Here is a 21,020-nt window from a genome sequence, read left to right as displayed (position 1 = left end):
TTACAATCTATAATCTAAAATTCAAAATCTAAAATTTCATAAATGGCATTCGACTGGTTTAAAAGAAAAGCAAAAAACATTACCACCTCTACTGATGAAAAAAAGGATGTTCCCAAAGGCCTATGGCACCAGACTCCATCAGGAAAAATAGTGGAACATGATGAACTGAAGAGAAATAACTATGTTTCTCCTGAAGACGGATTTCATGTAAGAATAGGAAGTGCAGAATTTTTTGATATCCTTTTTGACGAAGGTAAGTTCACAGAACTGGATGCCAATGTTGAAAGTATTGATATTCTGAACTTCAAAGACACAAAACCTTACAAAGACCGTTTAAAAGAAGTAAAAGCCAAAACAAAACTTACAGACTCCATCAGAAATGCAGTAGGAACCGTAAAAGGAACCCAAATGGTGGTTTCATGTATGGATTTTGCATTTATCGGAGGATCTTTAGGCTCTGTGATGGGTGAAAAGATCAGAAGGGCAGTAGATTACTGTATCGAACACAAACTTCCGTACATGATTATCTGTCAGTCCGGAGGAGCAAGGATGCAGGAAGCTACCTATTCCCTGATGCAGCTCGCCAAAGTTCAGGCTAAACTGGCTCAGCTTTCAGAAGCAGGACTTTTATACATCGCTTATCTGTGCGATCCTACTTTCGGAGGTATTACCGCTTCTTTCGCGATGACCGCAGACATCATCATGGCTGAACCGGGCGCACTGATCGGTTTTGCAGGCCCGAGAGTAATCCGTGAAACCATCGGAAGAGACCTTCCGGAAGGCTTCCAGACCTCTGAATTCCTGCAGGAAAAAGGATTTGTAGATTTCATCGTAAAAAGAACCGAAATTCAGGATACCGTAGCAAAAACAGTTAATTTATTAGCTGTAAAAGCATAGTATCTGTAACAAAAACAATACAATCTCTCTCTAATCGGGGAGAGATTTTTTATTGATGAGAACCTTTAAAATATTTTTCAATACCATCCGGAGTATGAGCTTTAAAAAGATCGTGCGTCTTTTATCGCTTATGCTTCCCCACCCCCTTTTTGCCTTATTAAGCTTTCATGCAACGGTACAGGCTTTTGCCATCGCGCAGAAAAAATTTCCTGAAACCGCTTCCAATAACGGAATAGGAAACTCCTTCAGACATGCCCTCTGGTGCTGTTTCATCATGATGTACTGCTGCAAGGTTTCATCTCCGAAAAAAGCTCTTGATTTCTGTAAAAGAATGACCGACCTGCATGAAGAACTCTTTCCCAATAAACCCCTGGAAACCAAAATGGATCTTCACAACAATAAAATCGGCATGGATTATTTCATGGAACTCCTTCCGGGCATCCACCGCCAGTTCTTTGAAAAAAGTTTCTTTATAGATGGACTGGTCAAAAAAATGGATGATGCCAAAGTACTGAAAAACCTGGACGATAACTTCGAGGGACATCTTGTTTATCTTGAGGAATAATTTTTATTTTAAGCACACAGAAAGTGCTGAGTTCAGAAAAAATTTTGCGGATATATATCTTTAAAAATAATGATTTCAAAGACTTAACCCATTATTTAAGCGTAATCCTGCTGGCTTTACAGCAACTTGACGGTTTAAATCTTCCTGCCCTTTTGTGGTTTAAAGTATTTTTAATAAGTTTAAACAATTAAATCAATCAGATGGTTCTCAGCAGAATTTGGTCGGCTTTTATTATTATTGCCATTGCCATTGCCAGTATAAAATACATCTCATCAAGCCATTACAAGACCATCTTCAATGATATGGTGGTAGGAAAAGGCGGTGATACGGTTCAGATCGCCACTCAGCCAATGAGCACCCTGCCTCCTCTTGTGAAGGGCAGCCTGATGAAAAAAAATGATTTTGCCGACAGCAGAATTCATTACAGGACAGATTCTCTGAAACAGAATGTAAAAGTTTACCGTGTTCAGGAAACTGACGGCGTGATCGGAACCTCTGAAACCGCCGTAAAGATCTGTATCGGACTGATCGGAATTATGACCCTGTTCATGGGGTTCATGAGTATCGCGGAAAAAGCAGGCGGAATCAACCTGTTAAGTCGTTTTATCCAGCCTTTCTTCTCCAAATTATTCCCTGACATTCCTAAAAACCACCCGGCTTTCGGGCATATGCTGATGAATTTCAGTGCCAACCTCCTCGGCCTGGACAATGCCGCAACCCCTTTCGGACTGAAAGCTATGGAAAGTCTTCAGACCTTAAACCCGAACAAGGATACGGCCAGCAATTCACAGATCATGTTTCTGTGTCTTCATGCAGGCGGAATGACGCTGATTCCCGTTTCTATCATTGCCATCAGGGCATCAATGGGTTCCAAAACCCCTACGGATATTTTCCTTCCGTGTATGATTGCCACTTTTGCCGCGACGATGGCCGCCATGATCATCGTATCGTTATATCAGAAGATCAACCTTCTCCGCCCGGTAGTGATTGCTTATGTAGGCGGAATCTCTGCCATAATCGGGCTTCTTGTACTGTATCTGGTCCGTTTAAGTAAGGACGAACTGAATGATTTCAGCAAAGTACTGAGCAACGGTCTTATTCTGTTTATTTTCCTTGCCATTGTGCTGGGTGCCGTTTATAAAAAAATCAATGTTTTTGATGCCTTTATAGACGGGGCTAAAGAAGGATTTACCACCTGTGTGAAGATTATTCCTTACCTGGTAGGAATGCTGATTGCGATCTCTCTGCTAAGAACTTCCGGAGTTTTTGATGTGATTATCGACGGAATGAAATGGGTAGCGAATACAGTCGGTTTTGATCCAAGATTTGTAGACGGACTACCTACTGCTTTGATCAAACCTTTATCCGGTTCCGGAGCCAGAGGAATGATGGTAGATACTATGACGACATTCGGGGCAGACAGCTTCCAGGGTAAACTGGCAGCCGTGCTTCAGGGAAGCTCAGATACGACGTTTTATGTGATTGCTGTATATTTTGGTGCCGTAGCCGTAAAGAATACAAGATATACGGTAATTGCCATGCTTCTGGCTGATCTGGTTGGGGTGATCACATCGATTGCACTGGCTTATCTGTTTTTCGCCTGATCCGAAACCTTTTCAACAACTTTAAACACTAAACATTAAACCAACTTATGATTACAGATAAAGAATTCACATTAAGGCTGATCCGCCAGCTAACACAGGCACTGGAAAAGCTGATTTTAGACAAACCGGAAGAAAGTTTAATGCAGAAAGAGCTTGATTTTGATACGCTCATGAGAGACATTTTCAAAATGTCCTTTACCGAGGTTTCTTCCATGACTAAAGAAGAAATGATTGCTCTTGTGAACGAAAGACAGGAAAGAGATCATAAAGACTATTATGAAATGCTCGGTAATCTTTTCTATTTCAAAAGCAGGGAAGGTCAGAATAAAGACTTCCAGGATAAAGCAAAAACGTTTTATGAACTTTATCTTCAGACCAGCGGCATTTTTGCCCTTCCGGTCATCAACAGGATCAACGAATTAAAAAAAGCACTTGAGTAAAGTGCTTTTGTATTTTTAGAAGGTAATTTTATAGGTTCCGGTTGAGGATGTACTTGCTTTTTCGGCTTTTACATATTTTTTAACCCAGGCCACGGAAGTTGAAGATACGCAGGGATCCGAAATCCCTCCTGCCCTTCTCGCAGACACCACATTTCCGGCTTTATCTACGGTATAGGCTATGGTAATGGAACCGCTGGCTGTGCAGCTGTGTGAAGGCTGTGCCCCTCCTCTCCCCATCGTTCCCGGAATATAGCCGGTCAGTTTACGGTCTATCCCTACTTTGCTGTCTCCGTTTCCGTCTCCGCCTAAAGGATCTCCTGCATTACCGATTCCTTCTCCCGTTCCCTGGCTTCCTGCTTTCGTTCCGCGTCCTCTGATCAGGTTTCCGATAGCAGCATTTCCTTTTCCGTCTCCGGTTCCTGTTTTCGAATTGGCGGTTGTGGCTCCTGCCTTTTTAGTTGTTTTCGAAGCACTTGAACTGGCAGAAGTTTTAGGATCTGCTTTTTTGGATTCTTCTTTTTTAGGAGCGGTTATTTTTGAATTATTCCCGGTAATGATCTTTTCCTTAACCTCTGTTTTCTTCGGTTCAGGGGCAGGTTCCGGTTTTACCACTGTTTTTGTTTCAGGAACAGCGGTTTCGGCCGGTTCCGGAGTCACTTCTTCCGTTGCAGCGGCAAGACTTCCTGGCTGATCCGCAGGTTCTTCCACTCCGTTGCCGTTTCTGTTGTCACCGAAATTGACAAGCATTGTAGTAACAACTTCCGGCTGCTGGTCCAGTTCCGGTTTCAGTTTATATAAAAAAACAAAAAGAAGGACGGCAGCCCAGATCAGGATAGAGAGCAAAGCACTTTTTATCCTGTCGCGGTTTTCTTCGTTTTTGTTTACAGTATAACTTCTCATTTTACAGTACATCCCGCCGTTATCCGGCTTTATTATTTGTCTTTAACGGTGGCGATGGCCACGTTAAATTTATGTTTTTCTGCAATTTCCATTGCAAATACAAAGTCTTTATGCAGGGTATTTTCGTCTGCTCTTATCGTGAAAGACTTATTGGTCTGCCCTGTTAATTTATCAACAATGATCTGTTCCAACTGGTCTTTTGTTACCGGATTATCGTCTACATAATAGGATCCATCCGGCTTGATGCTCACCGTCAAAGGGTTAGGAATATTGTCTTCAACAGCTCCCGCTTTCGGCAACTTTACATCAATGGCACTCTGATTGGCCGCTGATGAAGTGATCATAAAGAAGATCAGCATCAACAGGATGACATCGGTCATCGCTGCCAGACTGAATTCGGGATTCGCTTTATTTCTTCTCTGAATTTTCATAAGACAGAATTATAAAGGTTTGTTGATAAGATCTAAAAATTCTCCTGACATATTCTGAGCTTTCAGTACAAACTTATCAATCCTCGTCAGCAGGATATTATAGAAAAAGTTGGCAGGAATTGCCACTGCCAGACCTACCGCTGTTTGTCCCAATGCCGTATAAATACCTTCGGAAAGGGTTTTAGGAGAGAATGATCCTGTTGCATGAGACAGGTTGAAGAAAGCAATAATCATCCCGATTACCGTTCCTAAAAGCCCCAGCATAGGTGCGATACTCGGAACCACAGCCAGAAGGTTAAGATTTTTCTCCATATTGGCCACTTCTACCTGTGCCTGGGATTCCATAGCGCTTACAATATCGGAAACAGGACGTCCTAATCTTGAAATCCCTTTTTCCAGGATTCTGCCTTCAGGAGAGTTCTGTCTTTTACAGTAATCTGCCGCTGATTCTATTTTCCCTTCTTTGATAAAATCCTCTATATTATCCATAAAGTTGGAATCTGTTTTCGATGTCAGCCTTTTGATAAAGAAAAAACGTTCAAAGAACAGGTACAGAGAAAATACACCCAAAGCCAAAACGGTTACCATCACTATTTTAGCAAAAGCCCCTCCGTGGAACATGATCTTCCAAAATGAAAATTCTAAATCGTCTGTTGCAACTGCAGGTGCAGTAATCTGTGCAAATAAAATCTGAGTAAGTTCCGTTAACAGCATTAATGTGAATTTTATAAAATTTTTAACGACAAATGTAGTGGAATATTATGAATTGCTCTCTTAAAATTGCTTAAAAACAACTTAAATTTTGTTATCATACATCAACAGCAAATTTCTTTCCAAAAGGGTTTTTGAAAAGAAATCCGGTATAAAATAAAGCTGGCTGAAGGGCTTAATCTTCGTCTACTTCAATATCGTCCTGCTTAAATTCGCATTTTAGTCTGAATGGGATCGGCTGATCAGATCCTGTATAGAAGTCATCAATAGTTCCTTTCCAGATCACCTGAAGCTCGCCTTCTTCGTTTTTTTCGAACTGAAGTTCATTATCGTAAATAAAGGCTTCCTCATCGTCAAAAAGATCTACTTCGGTGTAGCTGTCTTCTTCAGAATCATTAATAACAATGGTCTTTCCTTCTATATCAGCAGATTCTATGGGAAAATCGAAGATCTCCAGTGAAAGCTGAGGAAAGTTGTACTGCAGTGAATCATCTTCTACATGATCCAGCCCGTCATCCGTGATCACTTCAACCTCAAGAAAGTGCTGCTGGTTGCTGTATACCGCCTTACAATAAGTATTTCTGATATTGTATTTTAGGGTCTCGTCCGGATGGTAAATTTTTAAAATCCCTTTCATTTTTTCTTAAAAAAGAACTGTAATAATATGATTGTTAAACGTTTTAGACAAAGATAAAAAATTGATTCTAAGTTGAAAATATTTTGAAAATTATTTTTTAAATCATTCACGGATTATCCTGTATATCTCAATAATACTTACTTTTGTTTCCTAAAGATTTTGAAAATGAAAAACATTTTATCAAAAAGCATTTTAGGACTGGGACTGATGATAGGGCTTGCCTCCTGCAAAAAGTCGGATTCTCCCCTGACGAAAGTAACGCCTCCCAATCTGGATTCTATTGCAGCCAATTATTATGAACAGGCACTTAAATTATACCCTTTAGATGCTACTTCTCAGGGAGATACCCGGTATAACGACCAGCTTCCGATTAATATTGACAAAGATTTTATTTCCGGAGAGATCGCGTTTTACAGCTCTGTACAGAAACAGCTGGAAAGTGTGGATTACAAGAGCCTTTCGGATGAAGATAAAGTGGTATATGATGTACTGGATTATACTTTAAAAGACAGAACCGAGGCATATGCCTACCACCCGGAATACATTCCTTTTACGCAGTTCGGAGGTCTGCCTCTTACTTTTCCTCTTTTTGGAAGCGGTGAAGGAAGCCAGCCTTTCAAAACGGAAAAAGATTACAGTGACTGGCTGAAAAGAATGGAGAAATTCCCTGAATGGATGAATACTGCCACTGAAAACTTCCGTGAAGGCATCAGCAATAAAATAGTACTTCCTAAAAAGCTGGTGGTAAAAATGATCCCACAGATGAGAGCGGAAGAGATCACAACTTCCGATATGGAAAAAAATATTTTCTACGGACCCATCAGAAAGTTCCCGAAGAATTTCACAAAAGAGCAGAAAGACAAATTCAGTGCACAGTATAAGGAAGCTATTACCCAAAAGATCATTCCTGCCTACACCAAAATGGGAACTTTCCTCGAGAAAGAATACCTCCCGAAGGCAAGGGATACCGATGGCTACAACAGCCTTCCTAACGGGAATGAAATTTACAGATATTATGCAAAAAGCTGGACCACCACCAAGAAATCTCCTGAAGAGATCAACAAAATCGGACTTCAGCAGGTGGCCATGCTTCGGGCAGAAATGGAAAAGGTAAAACAGCAGCTGGGCTTTTCAGGAACTTTGGAAGAATTCATCACTTTTGTAAAAACAGATCCGAAAGCGATGCCTTATAAAACGTCTAAGGAAGTTCTGGACGGATTCAACAGTATTTTAACGAAGATCACCCCGAAGCTGAAAACCATGTTCAGTGTAACGCCTAAGACGAAGTTTGAGATCAGACAGACGGAGAAATTCAGAGAGGCCAGTGCCAGCGCAGAGTATATCCAGGGAACTCCGGACGGAAAAAGACCGGGAATATTCTATATGCCGCTTCCTGATCCTTCAAAGTTCAATGTGACTTCAGGAATGGAATCTCTTTTCCTTCACGAAGCTATTCCGGGGCACCATTACCAGGTTTCCCTGCAACAGGAAAATACAAAGCTTCCCAAATTCATGAGATTCGGATGGTTCGGAGCTTATGGTGAGGGTTGGGCACATTACTGTGAAACATTAGGCCCTGAATTTGGTCTGTACACCGATCCTTACCAGAAGATGGGCTACCTGAGCGACCAGATGCTGAGAGCGGTAAGACTGGTTGTAGATACAGGAATCCATACCGGAACGATGACGAGAGAAGAAGCCATTAAATACTTCCTTAGCAATATTTCCTATGATGAAGCCAGTGCCACCGCAGAAGTGGAAAGATATATGGCAATGCCGAGACAGGCGCTAGGGTATAAAATCGGTTCTTTAAAGATCCGTGAGCTGAGAGATAAATACCAGAAACAGCTGGGAACAAAATTCAGTCTGGCCAGCTTCCATGATGAAGTATTAAGCCAGGGATGCCTGCCCCTGGATGTTCTTGACAGAAAGATGGAGCTTTGGGCTAAGAAGCAGAAATAAAAGAAATAAAAAATGGGACATTTACTATGCTCCCATTTTTTTATGTTTTTTTCAAATAGATGCCTAAATTTTATAATTTTAGCAGCAATTATTTAAAGGAAAGAAGTTTAATCTGAATTTACTTTCTTTAGGCTTCAGGAACGAAAATACACTAACCATGAAAAAAACAGGTCTCTTATTTTCTCTTTTCATATTATTCAGTTGCAGTAAGGATCAAAAGAAAGTTTCTGAGGATCTGGGTAAAGTAACCGTTGATAGAAGTATATCGTTCCATGACACCATACAGCTCCTTTCCCAATATCCTGAATTAAAACTTTTTAGTTCTGAAAAAACAGAAAACACCACGCGAACAGCTTATATTGTGCAAAAGGCATCTTATTCTGATGGCTTTCACCGGAAAGCATTTATCTTTGATAATTACACATGCAAAGCGACGTGTGAAAATGACACGCTGGAAATTTTACTCAATAACAACAACGGATACTTTGGAAACGGAGTGCTTGTTCAGGTCTTTAACGACCAATTCCGCGTAAAAAATATTGATCCTAAAACATTGAAAGGCGAAATAAAGTTTTTCCGAAAAGGTGTCGTCAGAAAACAGCAATTGATTCTCAGCAAGAGTCATTTTCAAAAGAATGACAGCATTTACGGCTTCATCAATTATTACGGATTTATAGACAGTTTAGCAGAAAAGCATTTCAGAGGATATTTTAAAACCATAATACAGTAAACATGATCGCAGAAAGCCTTAAGTCCCTTTACAACAGGGATTTAAATAAGTTAAAAGCAGAAATCGAAGCCTATCAGCATGAAGCCGTGATCTGGAAGACGGATAAAAACATCTCCAATTCCGCGGGAAATCTGTGCCTTCATCTCATTGGAAACCTCAGCCATTTTATCGGCGCGCAACTCGGAAATACCGGCTACATCAGAAACCGGGAACTTGAATTTTCCCTGAAAAACATTCCCAGATCCGAACTTACAGAAAAGATTGAGGCTTTGCAGAGCATGATCAATACCGTTCTCGGTTCATTAAATCCCGAAGACCTTGAAAAGGAATATCCTCTTATTGTTTTTGAAGATAAAATGACCACAGGTTACTTTCTGATCCACCTGATTACCCATCTGGATTATCATCTGGGACAGATTAATTATCACCGGAGACTTCTGGATGTATAGATTGTAAAATAGGTTCTTCAGCAGGGACTTATTTCTCAAACATCATCTTCGTAATAAAGTCTTTTTCGCCCTTTCCTCTTGCGGGAGAATACTCCCTGCCGTAAAAAATGATCTGAAGGTGCAGCTTATTCCACACTTCTTCCGGGAACAGTTTTTTGGCGTCTTTTTCTGTTTCCACTACATTTTTTCCTGAGGTAAGCTTCCACTGGGTCATAAGGCGGTGAATGTGCGTATCTACCGGAAAAGCAGGAAAGCCAAAGCCCTGACTCATCACAACGGAAGCTGTTTTGTGCCCTACGCCCGGAAGCGCCTCCAATTCCTCATAAGTCTGCGGAACGATACCGTTATGTCTTTCCAGTAAGAGTTCGGCCATTCTCTTCAGGTTTTTGGCTTTTGTATTGGACAGCCCAATTTCTTTGATCAGTTCTTTGATCTCAAATTCTTCCAGTTTAGCCATTCTTTGCGGCGTTCCGGCCACGGCAAAAAGATCGGGAGTAACCTGGTTTACTTTTTTATCCGTTGTCTGGGCAGAAAGTGCCACGGCCACCATTAAAGTGTACGGATCCGTATGATCCAGCGGGATGGGGGTGGTAGGATATAATTTATCTAATTCCTGCTGAACGAGTTCGGCTCTTTGCTTTTTTGTCATGTAACCCTTAAATTTGAACAAAAATAATTCATTATGTTGAAAGTTGGAGACCAATTACCGGAATTTGAAGGTGTAAATCAGGATGAAAAAACGATATCCTCATCAAAATTAATCGGGAAGAAGCTGGTTGTTTTCTTTTATCCGCAGGCTAATACTCCGACGTGTACCGTGGAAGCCTGTAATCTGAGCGATAATTATGCAAAGCTTAAAAAAGCAGGATTTCAGCTTTTGGGAGTGAGCGGAGACACCGTAAAAAAACAGAAAAACTTCCACAGCAAGTTTGCTTTCCCCTATGACCTTATCGCCGACGAAAGCCATGATATTATCGAGAAATTCGGGGTATGGCAGGAGAAAAAAACATTCGGAAAAACCTATATGGGAATTGTAAGAACTACTTTTATTTTTGATGAAAAGGGTATCTGTACAAGGGTGATTGAAAAAGTGACTTCAAAAACGGCTGCTGAACAGATTCTGGAAGGATAATTTAATTAAAACGTCATGTATGCTGATCAAAAATCTTATCATTTTTTTATCCATCTTCTTTTGCGGTTATTTAAGTTCGCAAAAGCTTAATGATAAGATTTTCATTTACCAGCTGAAATCTGAGAAAAAAATCGAAAACACGAAAAGTTTAAGGTATGAAACGATTCATGGTCGTTTAAAACCCGGGCATCTCCTCAATGATTTTGAAAAAGATTTAATAAAGTTCGGTTATATAAAGGTTGAGCATAAAAAGAAGCAACAGATTTCTGAAAAGATCAATTCTCTGAAAGAAGGCAGAAACAATTATGAAACTGCCTGTCTGAAAACTTACAGAGATATTTTAATTTACAAAAACCGGAATGGCAAGATCTTTAAGGTTATTAAAATTTGTACATCCTGCTATTCCAATCAGGTTATTACTCCAGAAAGAGAATCTGAATTACTGATGAATTTTGCGGATTATGATTATTTGCAGGAATTATTGAGGTAAACTCTTTATTCTGTTTCATAGTACATCAGCTCCTCGTCGTCTTCGGGAAGCGTTACATATCCTTTACGCTGAAGTCCCAGTTTTTCAATCAGTTTCTGGGAAGAAAAGTTATCTTTCGAGGTAATGGCAGAAATTTTCTTCAGGCCGAAATCATCCATTCCGATAGATTTTACTTTTGCTGCTGCTTCGTAAGCATATCCTTTACCTTCAAAATCTTCCAGTAGAGAGAACCCTATGTCCATCACTTCCAGTCCTTCCCTTTCAAAGATTCCTACTCCTCCTATTTTCGTGTTGCTGTCCCGGATAATAATGGTATAATTTCCAAAGCCCAGTTTTTCAAACTGGGGACAGAATCTGTTTTTGATATATTCTTCCGCATCGGTAAGCGTCTTGATATTACGGTCTCCGATAAATCTGATAAATTTGGGGCTGTTGTAGAGATCAAAGACAAGATCACGGTCTTCCACAGACATCGGACGGAGAATCAGTCTTTCTGTTCCGTAGGTATTATCTGCTTTTGGATGTTTTTTTGGAGTCATCTTTCGGTTCTTCTTTTTTCTGGATTTTCAAAAGCCTCGGATTATTCGGGCATTTCTTATTGTAAAGTTCAATATAGTTTCCGTTGTCTTTTATATTGGAAACAGCTCCGGTGGACTTATTGACGGTCAGGGCGTAATGAGTTTTCCGGTAAGGACATTCTTTGGAAGTCAGTTTTCCAAGCTCCAGATAGTAATTTGAAGAGTCCTGGTAATAATTTCCAGCAAGATCCGCGAATTCCTCGTCCACTATATAACCGTCTGTTGCAAGCACAATGGCAGCTTCTTCAGCATTATCAATTTTTCCCACGAAACTCTTCAGGGCCTCCAGGTCGGCAATGTAACTGATCTTTCCACCCGAAGAATAGGCAATATAATAAAAACTGTCTTCACTGGGAACCAGATTAAATCCTGAAAATTGCGGGGTATACTCTATTTTCCCTCCGGATTTCTTTATTTCCTGGTTTTTCCCATAGCTGTTGTATACCAACACCCATGAATCTACTTTGCTATTGGGACTGATATACTGTAAAATTCCGGAAATGCCCGGAAACTTTGTCTTTTTCTCCTGAGCAGAGCCAAGAACTCCTGAAAACAGAAAAATAAAAGCGATGGTTCGTGTTGCAGTTTTTATCATAATCTTAAAATCAGCAGAAAGTATACCAACTTACATTTTACATAAACTTATCTCCTTTCCTGAAACTTTTTAAGTCAAGGACATAATCTTTGATCAGCTGATCGTTGTCTCTCGGACAGATCAGCAGAGCTTTGTCTGTATCTACCACTATATAATTCTCCAGCCCGTCGATAATAACCGCTTTATTATTATTTTTCAGACGGATAATATTTCCTTTTGAATTGTAAGCCAGTAAATGTTTCAGTTTTACTGCATTTCCGTCCTTATCTTTTTCGGTATTCTCATAAACGGAAGTCCAGGTTCCAAGATCGCTCCATCCCAGGTCTGAAGGGATTACATATACATTTTTGGCTTTTTCCAGTATTCCGTTATCAATGGAAATCTTCTGAACTTTCGGGTAAATAAGCTCAATACAGTTATTTTCTTTTTCAGAATTGTATTCACAGGCCATAAAATGCTGCATCATTTCAGGAAGATACATTTCAAATGCATGATGAATACTCTTCACATTCCAGATGAATATTCCTGCATTCCACAGGAAGTCTCCACTTTCCAGGAAGCTTTGGGCAATTTCCAGAATGGGTTTCTCAGTAAATGTTTTTACTTTAAAATATTCCGATCCTTTCTTTTCTACAAACTGAATGTATCCATAGCCCGTATCAGGTCTTGTAGGGGTAATTCCCAATGTCACAAGATAATCATTCTTTGATGCCAGATCAAAGGCCAGTTCTACTTTCTCCAAGAATATTTCTTCCTTCAGGATCAGATGATCCGCCGGCAGCACAATCATGGTAGCATCGGGATTGATTTCAGCAATCTTATTGGCCATGTACAGATTACATGCCGCCGTATTTTTCATCAGAGGTTCGCCCACGATATTCTCTTCAGGAATTTCCGGAAGCTGCTGATGGGAAAGCGCTACATATTCTTTATTCGTGATCACGAATATATGTTCTTTAGGGATGATCCTGCTGATTCTGTCATATGTCTGCTGAATCATGGTGCGTCCTGTCCCTAAAATATCCTGAAACTGTTTTGGAAATTTCTGCGTACTCATTGGCCAGAACCGGCTTCCGATTCCTCCCGCCATAATAACGCAGTATCTATCTGATTTTAACATTCTTGCCTACATTTTTCAACCCTAGCCAAAGGCTTGAAAGAATACTTTCTCCCAGTAGCCAGATTCTTACAAAGATAGTTTTTTTTAATCAGACCTTCTAATAAATACTTTTCGTTGCGGTACATAAAGAAATCACCCTTCTGAAGCTCTTCAACAAAACAAAGCCTATCATCCTGTTTTTCAGTATGAAAATACTTTACCAGATCAGGGCTCGCCATGAAGTTGGCTTTGGGGGATTTTGAAAATTTTACGATGATTGGCCTTAGCTCTTCATCATATACCTCAAGGCTTTCCAGAAGCATATTTCTGAAGACTTCTTTCCATTCGCTGCCGTGAGGGGAAATTTTTCTTCCGTATTTCTCAAAGGCAATCAGGTGTGCCAGTTCATGAGTAAGGACAAAGAAAAACAGAGGTGGGGTAAGTGTAGAGTTTACGGTTATTTCATGGGAATTATCGGGCAGTTTCCTGTAATCACCCAATTTGGAATTCCTGTTACGTGTTACTTTTATATGAATATAATAATCTGCAAACCAGATTTTTAAGTATTTAAGTGTATTTTGAGGTAAATATTTTTCTAATGATTGAATCGGCATTTTATAAGCTTAATGGGATGCCCGCATAGAAACTCAGCAGTTTAAGGCTGAAAAGATAGTTGTATTTTGCCTGTGCAACTGATCCCTGTGCGTTTGCATAATTATTTCTGGCAACATTCACGTCATAAATCGTCGTTCTTCCTGCAGCATAGCTTTTATCGGCAAATTCCAAAGCCAGCTTTGTGCTTTTTTCTGCTTCCACGGCAGATAAATAAGTTTCATAATTGGCATCTGCATCAAACTGGGCTTTCTGAACATTCTGTCTTACAGTCTGCTTCTGCTGTTCCAGTGTGTTTTTGGCAATGCTTTCATTGATTCTTGACTGCTCTACCTGTAATTTTGTTATTCCTTTATTAAAAATAGGTACGTTAAGTGACAGTCCTACATTTTGTCCGAACTGATCACTGTATTGCTGGAAAAAACCCGGTTGTGCAAGTCTTTCCTGGCCTTTTGAGATCTGATAGTTATAGAAAGTGCTAAGTCCGGCACTGGCTGTAAGGGTAGGCCAAAAAGCCGTTTTGCTCACTTCTGTCTGGGCTTCCGCAGATCTTATCCTGCTTTCTGCCGCTTTGATCTGCGGCTGTATTTCATAGGCCGTAGCAAGAACCTCATCTGCTGTTATCAGCTGTGAATCCAACGTTTCAGGAACGTTTACATTTTCCACATCAAAATCCTTATAGTCAGGCAGCTGTAAAAGCTGGGCAATAGCAAACAATGCTCTTCCTACCTCAATCTCCGCTTTTTTAAGGTTCTGCTTTTCTCTGGCCAGTGCAGCCTCTGCTTCTGCTAAAACCGTTTGAGCCGTAGTTCCGACTTCAGTCGTTATTTTGGCCCTGTCATACTGTTTTTGAGCATTTTCCATTGCGCTTTGAGAAATCTTAACAATCTCTTTATTCAACAGGGCAGTCAGGTATTGCTGGGCAATCTGAAGCGAAATATCATTTTTAATGGTCTCAATATCATATTGGCTTGCTTCTACATCAAACTGAGCTTTTCTGACGCTTTTTTCCAGTCTTCCGTTATTATATACCAATATATCCGCTCCTACCCCTACACTGTTATTAAATCTGTCGTTTCTGAAACTTCCCGCACCTAATGAAGCCTGTCCGAAACTTACCCCGTTCGACATATTTGCCGACAAAGTAGGCAGATACCCGTTTTTAGCGATTTTAAGGCTGGCATCCTGTGACTGTTTGTTATACTGATTTTGGACAACCTGAAGATTATGCTCCACGGCATAATCCACACATTCTTTTAAGGACCATTTCTTCTGGGCGCTGAGTCCCAGACAGCTTAATCCAAAAATGATAATCCAAACTTTTTTCATATTAAGAATTTTCCATATTAGACGTACCAAATATAAAAAAGTTACACTTTAAAAAAATTATTGTTTCATGTTATTAAAACTTTTGAGAATTTTGCATCATGACACATGAACAATACCGGGAAGCAGTAGACTGGCTTTTCGTACAGGCTCCCAATTATCAGATTGACGGACAGAAGGCGTACAAGCCCGGTCTGGACAATATCAGCAGGCTCTGCGCCTTCTTTGGAAATCCCCAGGAAAAGATCCGGTGTATTCACATCGGAGGTACCAACGGAAAAGGATCTTCAAGCAATATGCTTGCCTCTGTGCTTCAGGAAGCCGGGTATAAAGTAGGATTATACAATTCCCCTCACCTTATCGACTTCACGGAACGCATTAAAGTGAACGGAGCTAACTGTGATAAAGAGTTTGTTTATGAATTTATCCAAAAGCTTAAAAACCTCCCGGGAGATATCCGTCCGTCATTTTTTGAGTTCACCACGATTATGGCTTTTGAATATTTTTATCAGAAAAAGGTAGATTTTGCCATCATTGAAGTGGGATTGGGAGGAAGACTGGATTCCACAAACATTATAAGACCTTTGGTTTCGGCCATTACCAACGTACAGCTGGATCATCAGAATATTCTGGGCGACACCATTGAAGAAATTGCAGCAGAAAAAGCCGGAATTATCAAAAACGGCATTCCCATCATTTCCGGGGATGAAAACGAAAAGGTAAAAAAGATACTTCAACATAAAGCCGGTGAGGAAAAAGCCCCGTTCATTGATGCAACATCTATACAGCCGGATCTTAAATCTGATCTTCAGGGAAACTATCAGCAGAAAAACATCCGCGTTGTACTGGCCGTTATTTCAGAGTTGAAAAAACTGAATATCCCCATTTCCGATGAAAATAGTAAGCTGGGGCTGTTGAATGTTCATAGAAATACCGGATTCATCGGCCGTTGGTATGAATTTTCCAAAAATCCGCTTACCATCTGTGACACCGGGCACAATCAGGCGGGACTGGAGTATGTTTTTTCACAGCTCAATAGCATTAACAGGCATAAACACGTGGTTCTGGGTTTCGTAAATGATAAAAAAATAGATGAAGTGATGGCTCTCCTTCCGGAAAATTCAGAATTTTATTTCGCCAAACCTTCCATCAACAGGGGAAGACATCCTCAGGATTACGAAAATCTGCTCAAGGAAGCGAAAATTTTTTATAAAATTTTTGATTCGGTACAGGAAGCGTATCTCTCTGCAAAAGAACGATGTACAAATGAAGAAATGATTTTTATCGGCGGAAGCAACTTTGTTGTCGGAGAATTTTTAGAAAAAAATTTGCAAGTATCCGAATAAGTCGTATATTTGCACCACTCTAATCGAGGAAACAAAAGATAAGAGGGTTCTTAGCTCAGTTGGTTCAGAGCATCTGGTTTACACCCAGAGGGTCGGGGGTTCGAATCCCTCAGGACCCACAGAAAAGGAAACGAAACCTTTCAAAAAAATTCGGGTTCTTAGCTCAGTTGGTTCAGAGCATCTGGTTTACACCCAGAGGGTCGGGGGTTCGAATCCCTCAGGACCCACAGAAATCTCTCAAGTTTTGGGAGATTTTTTTTTGTTTTTATAATATAAGAATAGCTTAAAATGAGTAATCTGGAGCATATAAAGGAAATCTTTCAGAAAAAAGGTTATTATGCTGAATTTAAGCAGTTCAACAATACATCAGAAAGAATTCTCTTTTGCGGAATTAAAGACCACACATTTATTGTAAAGCCTGGCGGGGAATTTTATTTAAGAATATCCGAAGACAGGTATAATATTCAATATTCTGAGGCCCAGTTAGGGCTGGAAAAAGACTTTACAGATCTTGAAACATTGATTAAATTTGTACAGCAACGCTTCCCAATAGAAAAACAGCATTGATTTCTGTTTATATCCACAAAAACAGTTGGTTTTAATCCCCCAAAACGGATCCGGGTCTCTTTATTTTGAGGAGATTTCCATCACCTCATCTTCTTAAAAAGCAGCCCCAGCTTATAAACATCAAGATACCTGAGGTTGACATTTCCTTTTAAAAGATTTTTTTTAACCACTCTCAACCCTCTGTTTCCTAAAAAGATCCTGATAAAAAAGGTAAACGGTGTTTTATAAAGCCGGTAATATAACCGGACCAGCTTAACTTCAGCCAGTTTAGGCCGGAGATTTTCATCTTTAAGCATTTTAGCAAGACTTTCTACGGATTCATCTACTTTCTCCAGATAAACACCGTTGCTTTCCAGATCATTGTTCAGAATCGTGTTATCAATATGACTGATCTTTACTTTTTCCGATTTTAATTCCATCGCAAAAAGAAGATCTTCATAGCCGTATTTCTGAAAATCGGGATGAAAATTCACTTTGGCAAAAAGATCTTTCCTGATAATGAAATTATTTGTCTGAAAGCTTAAATAAGGTTTATTCCGGCGAAGTTCAACCGGCAGGTTCTCTCTTTCTACGGCAAACTTCCACCGCAGATAATGTTCAGCGTCCGAAGCTGATTCAGGAGCATTTCTTCCTCCATAAACAACAGCAGCGTCCGGATTTTCCTGTATAAAATCCGTATAATTCTTTAAGAAATTTTTGTCTGTAATTTTGCCGTCACAATCCAGGAATAACAAATACTCCCCTGTCGTATACTGATAAAAAAGATTCCGGATCCGCGATCTTCCTATATTTTCTTTAAGAAAGATAAAGTTGGCTACCTTACCCTGAAGATCCTGGTTAATTTTCCTGTAATGAACATCCGAAGCATCGTCAATCAGAATAATTTCCGCATCAATACCATTCATTCTGATCTCGTTTTTCAACTCAGAGACCAGTTCACGGATGTCAAAATTATACACAGGAATACATACGGAAAGCTTCATTACAGCCTGATTTTTTCAACTATCTTCTGAACATCAAGCTCTTCAAGACATGCCCAGTCACCACGATAACATTCTTTATCTCCAAAAACAGAACAGGGCCTGCAGGTAAGATCCTTAATCTGGACTACATCTTCTTCACGCTGTCCAAAACCTAAAAATCCGGCATAAGGATGCGTTGCGCCCCACACCGACACGCACCGGGTTCCCATTAAACTTGCAAGATGCATATTTGCCGAATCCATAGAGATCATCAGTTCCAGTTCGGAAATCTTCTTCAGCTCTTCCGTAAGACTCAGTTTTCCGGAAAGACTTTGGGTGTTGGGAATCTCCTTTTCCCATTTTTCAAGGGTTTCAGTCTCTTTTTTACCGCCGCCAAAAAAGTATATGGTATGCTTTTGAGCCAGTATCCTAACCAGTTCATAAGATTTTTCCAGAGGAAGCATTTTTCCTTTATGCTGGGCAAAAGGCGCAAAACCTATTCCTGATTTCGGACCCGGCAGCGGTCTCAGCTTATCAGATAGCTGTACCTGAAAACCCATCTCACGGAAAACATCGGCATACCGTTCAACGGTTCTTTTCAGCTGTACCTTATTCAGGTTCCAGACATCGGTAAGTTCTTCTTTTTCTTCTTTTCCTTTGTCTATTTTAAATACTTTAAGTCCACGCCTTCTGTAAATGCTGTCAAGAATCTTGGTCCTGATCACATCGTGAAGATTTGCAATAAGATCAGGTTTGAATTCCCGGATCAGTTCATGAGCCAGCCTTCTTAATCCCAAAATCCCTTTATAGTCATCCAGGTTAATACCTTTGAAGATCACATTCGGAATTCCGGTAAACAGGCTTTCAAAATTCTTCCTGGAAACCATAATGATTTCCACACCGGGGTTCTGTTCCAGAAATTCTCTGAAAACAGGAGCCGTCATGGCAACATCGCCAAAAGCGGAAAAACGGTATGCTAAAATTCTGGTCACGGCTAAGACTTTAGCTGATAAGCCACTGCATAAAATTTGATCTGTTTGGTCATAGCCATCAGCCCGTTCGCTCTGGAAGGAGAAAGAAACTCCTGCAGTCCGATCTCTGAAATAAATTCGAAATCAGAATCCAGAATCTCCTGTGTAGAATGGCCGCTGTATATGCTTACCAAAAGGGAAACAATTCCTTTGGGAAGAATTCCATCGGAATCTGCATTGAAAAAAAGTTTTCCATCTTTGAATTCAGCATCGATCCATACCTTACTCTGGCATCCTTTGATCAGATTTTCATCCGTTTTCTTATCCTCCGGAAGCCCCTGGAGTTCTTTTCCAAGATCGATGATATATTCATATTTCTGCTCCCAATCATCAAGAAATTCAAATTCTCCGATAATTTCCTGCTGTTTTTCTTTAATGGTCATTTTTAACAAATTTCTGGTGCAAAGATACTAAATTTAGAAATTTTAAGTTTTTCTTAAGCTTTTTATTTAAGTAATTATATCGATTGAAACCTGTCGTTCATCTAATACCGGGATGCCTTCTCAAATACCTGTAACAGTTTCACTTCCTCATTTTCCCAGCACAAAGCGTCCGAAGCCTTTTCCAGCTCCACCTGGTAAGCAGGCCTTCCTTTACTGATAACCTTTTTTACCGCCACAGCAATATTTTCAGGCTGATGGTTTTCAATGATCTCCCCAACGTCAAATTGGTTTTTAATACGTTTCATTTCGGGAAAACCGGTGAGAATTACGGGAACCCTGCTCTGGATATAATCCATCACTTTATTCGGAAGCGAATACAGATAGCTGTCTCCCCCGTTTTCCTCAATACTCATTCCTACATCGGCCGTCAGGGTTACTTTCCTTAAATCTTCAGGATTCAGCTTTCCTAAAAACTGAACTTTATTCTGAAGATTTTCTCTGATAACCAGCTCTTCATAATCTTTTTTCCTGGGTCCGTCACCTGCTATCTTTAAAATGACTCCTTCCAGATGATGCATAGCCAGAATAGCTTTGTCTATTCCCCGGAAAGGATTGATTACCCCCTGATACAGAAATATTTTAGGAAAATTATCAGGAATTCCCTGTGTGAAGCCCATTTTCCTCGGAGCATTCTGAACAACAACCGGGTGTACTCCATATTTTTTTTGAAACCACTCTGCGTAACTTCCGCTTGCTGTTATCATCATCTCAAGTTTCGGAATGATGCTTTTTTCAACATACCTCCACAATTTTTGTGACATTTTGCCCTGAATGGCAGGCATTTCTGAAAAAATCTCATGACTGTCAAATACCAGAGGAATGTTCAGCTTTCGGGCCATAAGATAATTCGGCACCAATACATCCACATCATTGGCATGAAGAATGGTATTGTGGTCTGCTTTCTTTTTCAGTTCCCGGTAAAGCTTCCAGTTGAATTCAAAGTACGCTGTTTTTAAACTTTTAGAACGTAAATGTATTCTGGAAAACAGATAAGGGCGCTCCATTTTTTCGGCTCCGTTCCAGTCATTTCCTATCAGGTCGATCTGATATCCATTCTCATACAACGTCCTGCAAACCTTCTCTATACGCTGGTCTGTGTATAAATTACTGAATGCGGACGTGATTATTTTCTTCTTCATTATTTTTTATTTCCGGCCATCAGATGGTAGACCTGAATAAAACAAATCAGCCCGTTCGGGATAATAACCGGCCAGAGCATTCCGTTAAATATACCATAAATGACAAAGCAGATACAACCGATCATATTGACTACTCTGATTTTTCTTACATCTTTCAGAATGAAACTCAGTACGATAAAAACTGAAGCAGAATAGCCGATATAAGTTGTGATATTGGAATCCATGGGGAAATTTTAAGGATCACAAACTTAATCATTTTCAATAAGATAATAAAATTTTTTCTGCCATAAAGTCATTAATTGTTTTTTGGTAAAATATTTGTAATTTAGATAATGAATAAATGGCACCGCAGCCTTTATTCTAATGAGATATAT

General features: G+C 40.0%; 26 protein-coding genes and 2 tRNA genes. 13 read left to right on the top strand and 15 right to left on the bottom strand.

Going from position 1 to position 21,020, the window contains the following annotated elements; translation table 11 throughout:
• The first annotated feature begins 42 nt into the window (after positions 1–42).
• The 4 genes from accD to AC106S_RS15000 all read left to right on the top strand — a co-directional run bounded on the left by accD (position 43) and on the right by AC106S_RS15000 (position 3,506).
• A complete protein-coding gene (accD, locus tag AC106S_RS15015) occupies positions 43–897 on the top strand; it encodes an acetyl-CoA carboxylase, carboxyltransferase subunit beta (protein ID WP_482440237.1) in 855 nt (284 codons plus the stop codon).
• 55 nt (positions 898–952) lie between these two features.
• Positions 953–1,462, top strand: a complete 510-nt coding sequence (locus tag AC106S_RS15010) for a DUF6973 domain-containing protein (protein WP_482440235.1) — start codon at positions 953–955, stop codon at positions 1,460–1,462.
• Positions 1,463–1,662: 200 nt separating this feature from the next.
• A complete protein-coding gene (locus tag AC106S_RS15005) occupies positions 1,663–3,066 on the top strand; it encodes a nucleoside recognition domain-containing protein (RefSeq protein ID WP_482440234.1) in 1,404 nt (467 codons plus the stop codon).
• A gap of 47 nt (positions 3,067–3,113) precedes the next feature.
• The gene (locus tag AC106S_RS15000; protein ID WP_482440233.1) at positions 3,114–3,506 is read left to right on the top strand and encodes a hypothetical protein; all 393 of its coding nucleotides are present in this window, start codon (positions 3,114–3,116) and stop codon (positions 3,504–3,506) included.
• 15 nt (positions 3,507–3,521) lie between these two features.
• On the opposite strand, the gene AC106S_RS14995 is transcribed toward AC106S_RS15000, so the two are convergent.
• The 4 genes from AC106S_RS14995 to AC106S_RS14980 all read right to left on the bottom strand — a co-directional run bounded on the left by AC106S_RS14995 (position 3,522) and on the right by AC106S_RS14980 (position 6,185).
• On the bottom strand, positions 3,522–4,406 hold the full coding sequence (locus tag AC106S_RS14995) for a ferric siderophore ABC transporter substrate-binding protein (protein WP_482440232.1): 885 nt from the start codon (positions 4,404–4,406) through the stop codon (positions 3,522–3,524).
• A 32-nt stretch (positions 4,407–4,438) separates the two neighbouring features.
• Positions 4,439–4,837: an ExbD/TolR family protein gene (locus tag AC106S_RS14990; protein WP_482440231.1), complete on the bottom strand. Its 399-nt coding sequence runs from the start codon at positions 4,835–4,837 to the stop codon at positions 4,439–4,441.
• A gap of 9 nt (positions 4,838–4,846) precedes the next feature.
• On the bottom strand, positions 4,847–5,551 hold the full coding sequence (locus AC106S_RS14985; protein WP_153396945.1) for a MotA/TolQ/ExbB proton channel family protein: 705 nt from the start codon (positions 5,549–5,551) through the stop codon (positions 4,847–4,849).
• A gap of 172 nt (positions 5,552–5,723) precedes the next feature.
• The gene (locus AC106S_RS14980) at positions 5,724–6,185 is read right to left on the bottom strand and encodes a hypothetical protein (protein ID WP_482440229.1); all 462 of its coding nucleotides are present in this window, start codon (positions 6,183–6,185) and stop codon (positions 5,724–5,726) included.
• Positions 6,186–6,350: 165 nt separating this feature from the next.
• Between AC106S_RS14980 and AC106S_RS14975 the strand changes: the two genes are divergently transcribed.
• The 3 genes from AC106S_RS14975 to AC106S_RS14965 all read left to right on the top strand — a co-directional run bounded on the left by AC106S_RS14975 (position 6,351) and on the right by AC106S_RS14965 (position 9,326).
• Entirely contained in the window at positions 6,351–8,147 is a 1,797-nt protein-coding gene (locus AC106S_RS14975; protein ID WP_482440227.1) for a DUF885 domain-containing protein, read from the top strand.
• A 157-nt stretch (positions 8,148–8,304) separates the two neighbouring features.
• On the top strand, positions 8,305–8,877 hold the full coding sequence (locus AC106S_RS14970) for a hypothetical protein (RefSeq protein WP_482440226.1): 573 nt from the start codon (positions 8,305–8,307) through the stop codon (positions 8,875–8,877).
• A 2-nt stretch (positions 8,878–8,879) separates the two neighbouring features.
• Positions 8,880–9,326, top strand: coding sequence for a DinB family protein (locus tag AC106S_RS14965; RefSeq protein ID WP_482440225.1), 447 nt, complete (start codon positions 8,880–8,882; stop codon positions 9,324–9,326).
• A 28-nt stretch (positions 9,327–9,354) separates the two neighbouring features.
• On the opposite strand, the gene nth is transcribed toward AC106S_RS14965, so the two are convergent.
• Positions 9,355–9,975 carry an endonuclease III gene (gene nth, locus AC106S_RS14960; protein WP_482440223.1) on the bottom strand — a complete coding sequence of 207 codons (621 nt, stop codon included), beginning with the start codon at positions 9,973–9,975 and terminating at the stop codon, positions 9,355–9,357.
• Between the two features lie 33 nt (positions 9,976–10,008).
• On the opposite strand from nth, the gene bcp reads away from it, so the two are divergent.
• Entirely contained in the window at positions 10,009–10,458 is a 450-nt protein-coding gene (gene bcp, locus AC106S_RS14955; protein WP_482440222.1) for a thioredoxin-dependent thiol peroxidase, read from the top strand.
• Positions 10,459–10,477: 19 nt separating this feature from the next.
• Entirely contained in the window at positions 10,478–10,948 is a 471-nt protein-coding gene (locus AC106S_RS14950; protein ID WP_482440220.1) for a hypothetical protein, read from the top strand.
• 5 nt (positions 10,949–10,953) lie between these two features.
• Here the strand turns inward: AC106S_RS14950 and AC106S_RS14945 are convergent, their stop codons facing one another.
• The 5 genes from AC106S_RS14945 to AC106S_RS14925 are packed head-to-tail and all read right to left on the bottom strand — an operon-like array spanning position 10,954 to position 15,161.
• Entirely contained in the window at positions 10,954–11,487 is a 534-nt protein-coding gene (locus tag AC106S_RS14945; protein ID WP_482440219.1) for a GNAT family N-acetyltransferase, read from the bottom strand.
• Positions 11,456–12,121, bottom strand: coding sequence for a hypothetical protein (locus tag AC106S_RS14940; protein ID WP_482440217.1), 666 nt, complete (start codon positions 12,119–12,121; stop codon positions 11,456–11,458). Before AC106S_RS14940 ends, AC106S_RS14945 begins: the two co-directional genes overlap by 32 nt.
• Before the next feature lie 37 nt (positions 12,122–12,158).
• The gene (locus AC106S_RS14935; RefSeq protein ID WP_482440215.1) at positions 12,159–13,241 is read right to left on the bottom strand and encodes a mannose-1-phosphate guanylyltransferase; all 1,083 of its coding nucleotides are present in this window, start codon (positions 13,239–13,241) and stop codon (positions 12,159–12,161) included.
• Positions 13,235–13,834, bottom strand: a complete 600-nt coding sequence (locus AC106S_RS14930) for a SprT-like domain-containing protein (protein WP_482440213.1) — start codon at positions 13,832–13,834, stop codon at positions 13,235–13,237. The genes AC106S_RS14935 and AC106S_RS14930 overlap by 7 nt, the downstream gene beginning before the upstream one ends.
• A 1-nt stretch (position 13,835) precedes the next feature.
• Positions 13,836–15,161 (bottom strand): TolC family protein, encoded by a 1,326-nt coding sequence (locus AC106S_RS14925; RefSeq protein WP_482440212.1) that lies wholly within the window; start codon positions 15,159–15,161, stop codon positions 13,836–13,838.
• Positions 15,162–15,259: 98 nt separating this feature from the next.
• On the opposite strand from AC106S_RS14925, the gene AC106S_RS14920 reads away from it, so the two are divergent.
• From AC106S_RS14920 to AC106S_RS14905, 4 genes are all read left to right on the top strand, one after another.
• The gene (locus AC106S_RS14920) at positions 15,260–16,504 is read left to right on the top strand and encodes a bifunctional folylpolyglutamate synthase/dihydrofolate synthase (RefSeq protein ID WP_482440209.1); all 1,245 of its coding nucleotides are present in this window, start codon (positions 15,260–15,262) and stop codon (positions 16,502–16,504) included.
• Positions 16,505–16,548: 44 nt separating this feature from the next.
• Positions 16,549–16,623, top strand: a tRNA-Val gene (locus tag AC106S_RS14915).
• Positions 16,624–16,656: 33 nt separating this feature from the next.
• Positions 16,657–16,731: transfer RNA gene (locus AC106S_RS14910), tRNA-Val, on the top strand.
• A gap of 61 nt (positions 16,732–16,792) precedes the next feature.
• Positions 16,793–17,071: a hypothetical protein gene (locus AC106S_RS14905; RefSeq protein WP_482440206.1), complete on the top strand. Its 279-nt coding sequence runs from the start codon at positions 16,793–16,795 to the stop codon at positions 17,069–17,071.
• A gap of 80 nt (positions 17,072–17,151) precedes the next feature.
• Here the strand turns inward: AC106S_RS14905 and AC106S_RS14900 are convergent, their stop codons facing one another.
• From AC106S_RS14900 to AC106S_RS14880, 5 genes are all read right to left on the bottom strand, one after another.
• Complete coding sequence (locus tag AC106S_RS14900; protein ID WP_482440204.1) at positions 17,152–18,054, bottom strand: glycosyltransferase family 2 protein; 903 nt, start codon at positions 18,052–18,054, stop codon at positions 17,152–17,154.
• Positions 18,054–19,025 (bottom strand): glycosyltransferase family 9 protein, encoded by a 972-nt coding sequence (locus AC106S_RS14895; protein WP_482440202.1) that lies wholly within the window; start codon positions 19,023–19,025, stop codon positions 18,054–18,056. The genes AC106S_RS14900 and AC106S_RS14895 overlap by 1 nt, the downstream gene beginning before the upstream one ends.
• A gap of 2 nt (positions 19,026–19,027) precedes the next feature.
• On the bottom strand, positions 19,028–19,447 hold the full coding sequence (locus AC106S_RS14890; protein WP_482440200.1) for a SufE family protein: 420 nt from the start codon (positions 19,445–19,447) through the stop codon (positions 19,028–19,030).
• A gap of 101 nt (positions 19,448–19,548) precedes the next feature.
• Positions 19,549–20,646, bottom strand: a complete 1,098-nt coding sequence (locus AC106S_RS14885; RefSeq protein ID WP_482440198.1) for a glycosyltransferase — start codon at positions 20,644–20,646, stop codon at positions 19,549–19,551.
• Complete coding sequence (locus AC106S_RS14880) at positions 20,646–20,870, bottom strand: uroporphyrinogen decarboxylase (RefSeq protein ID WP_482440196.1); 225 nt, start codon at positions 20,868–20,870, stop codon at positions 20,646–20,648. Before AC106S_RS14880 ends, AC106S_RS14885 begins: the two co-directional genes overlap by 1 nt.
• Between the last annotated feature and the right edge of the window lie 150 nt (positions 20,871–21,020).

The organism is Chryseobacterium sp. FR054, from assembly GCF_056844565.1.
The sequence above is the reverse complement of the archived record's forward strand: the minus strand, read 5'-3'. Positions and strand labels throughout refer to the sequence as shown.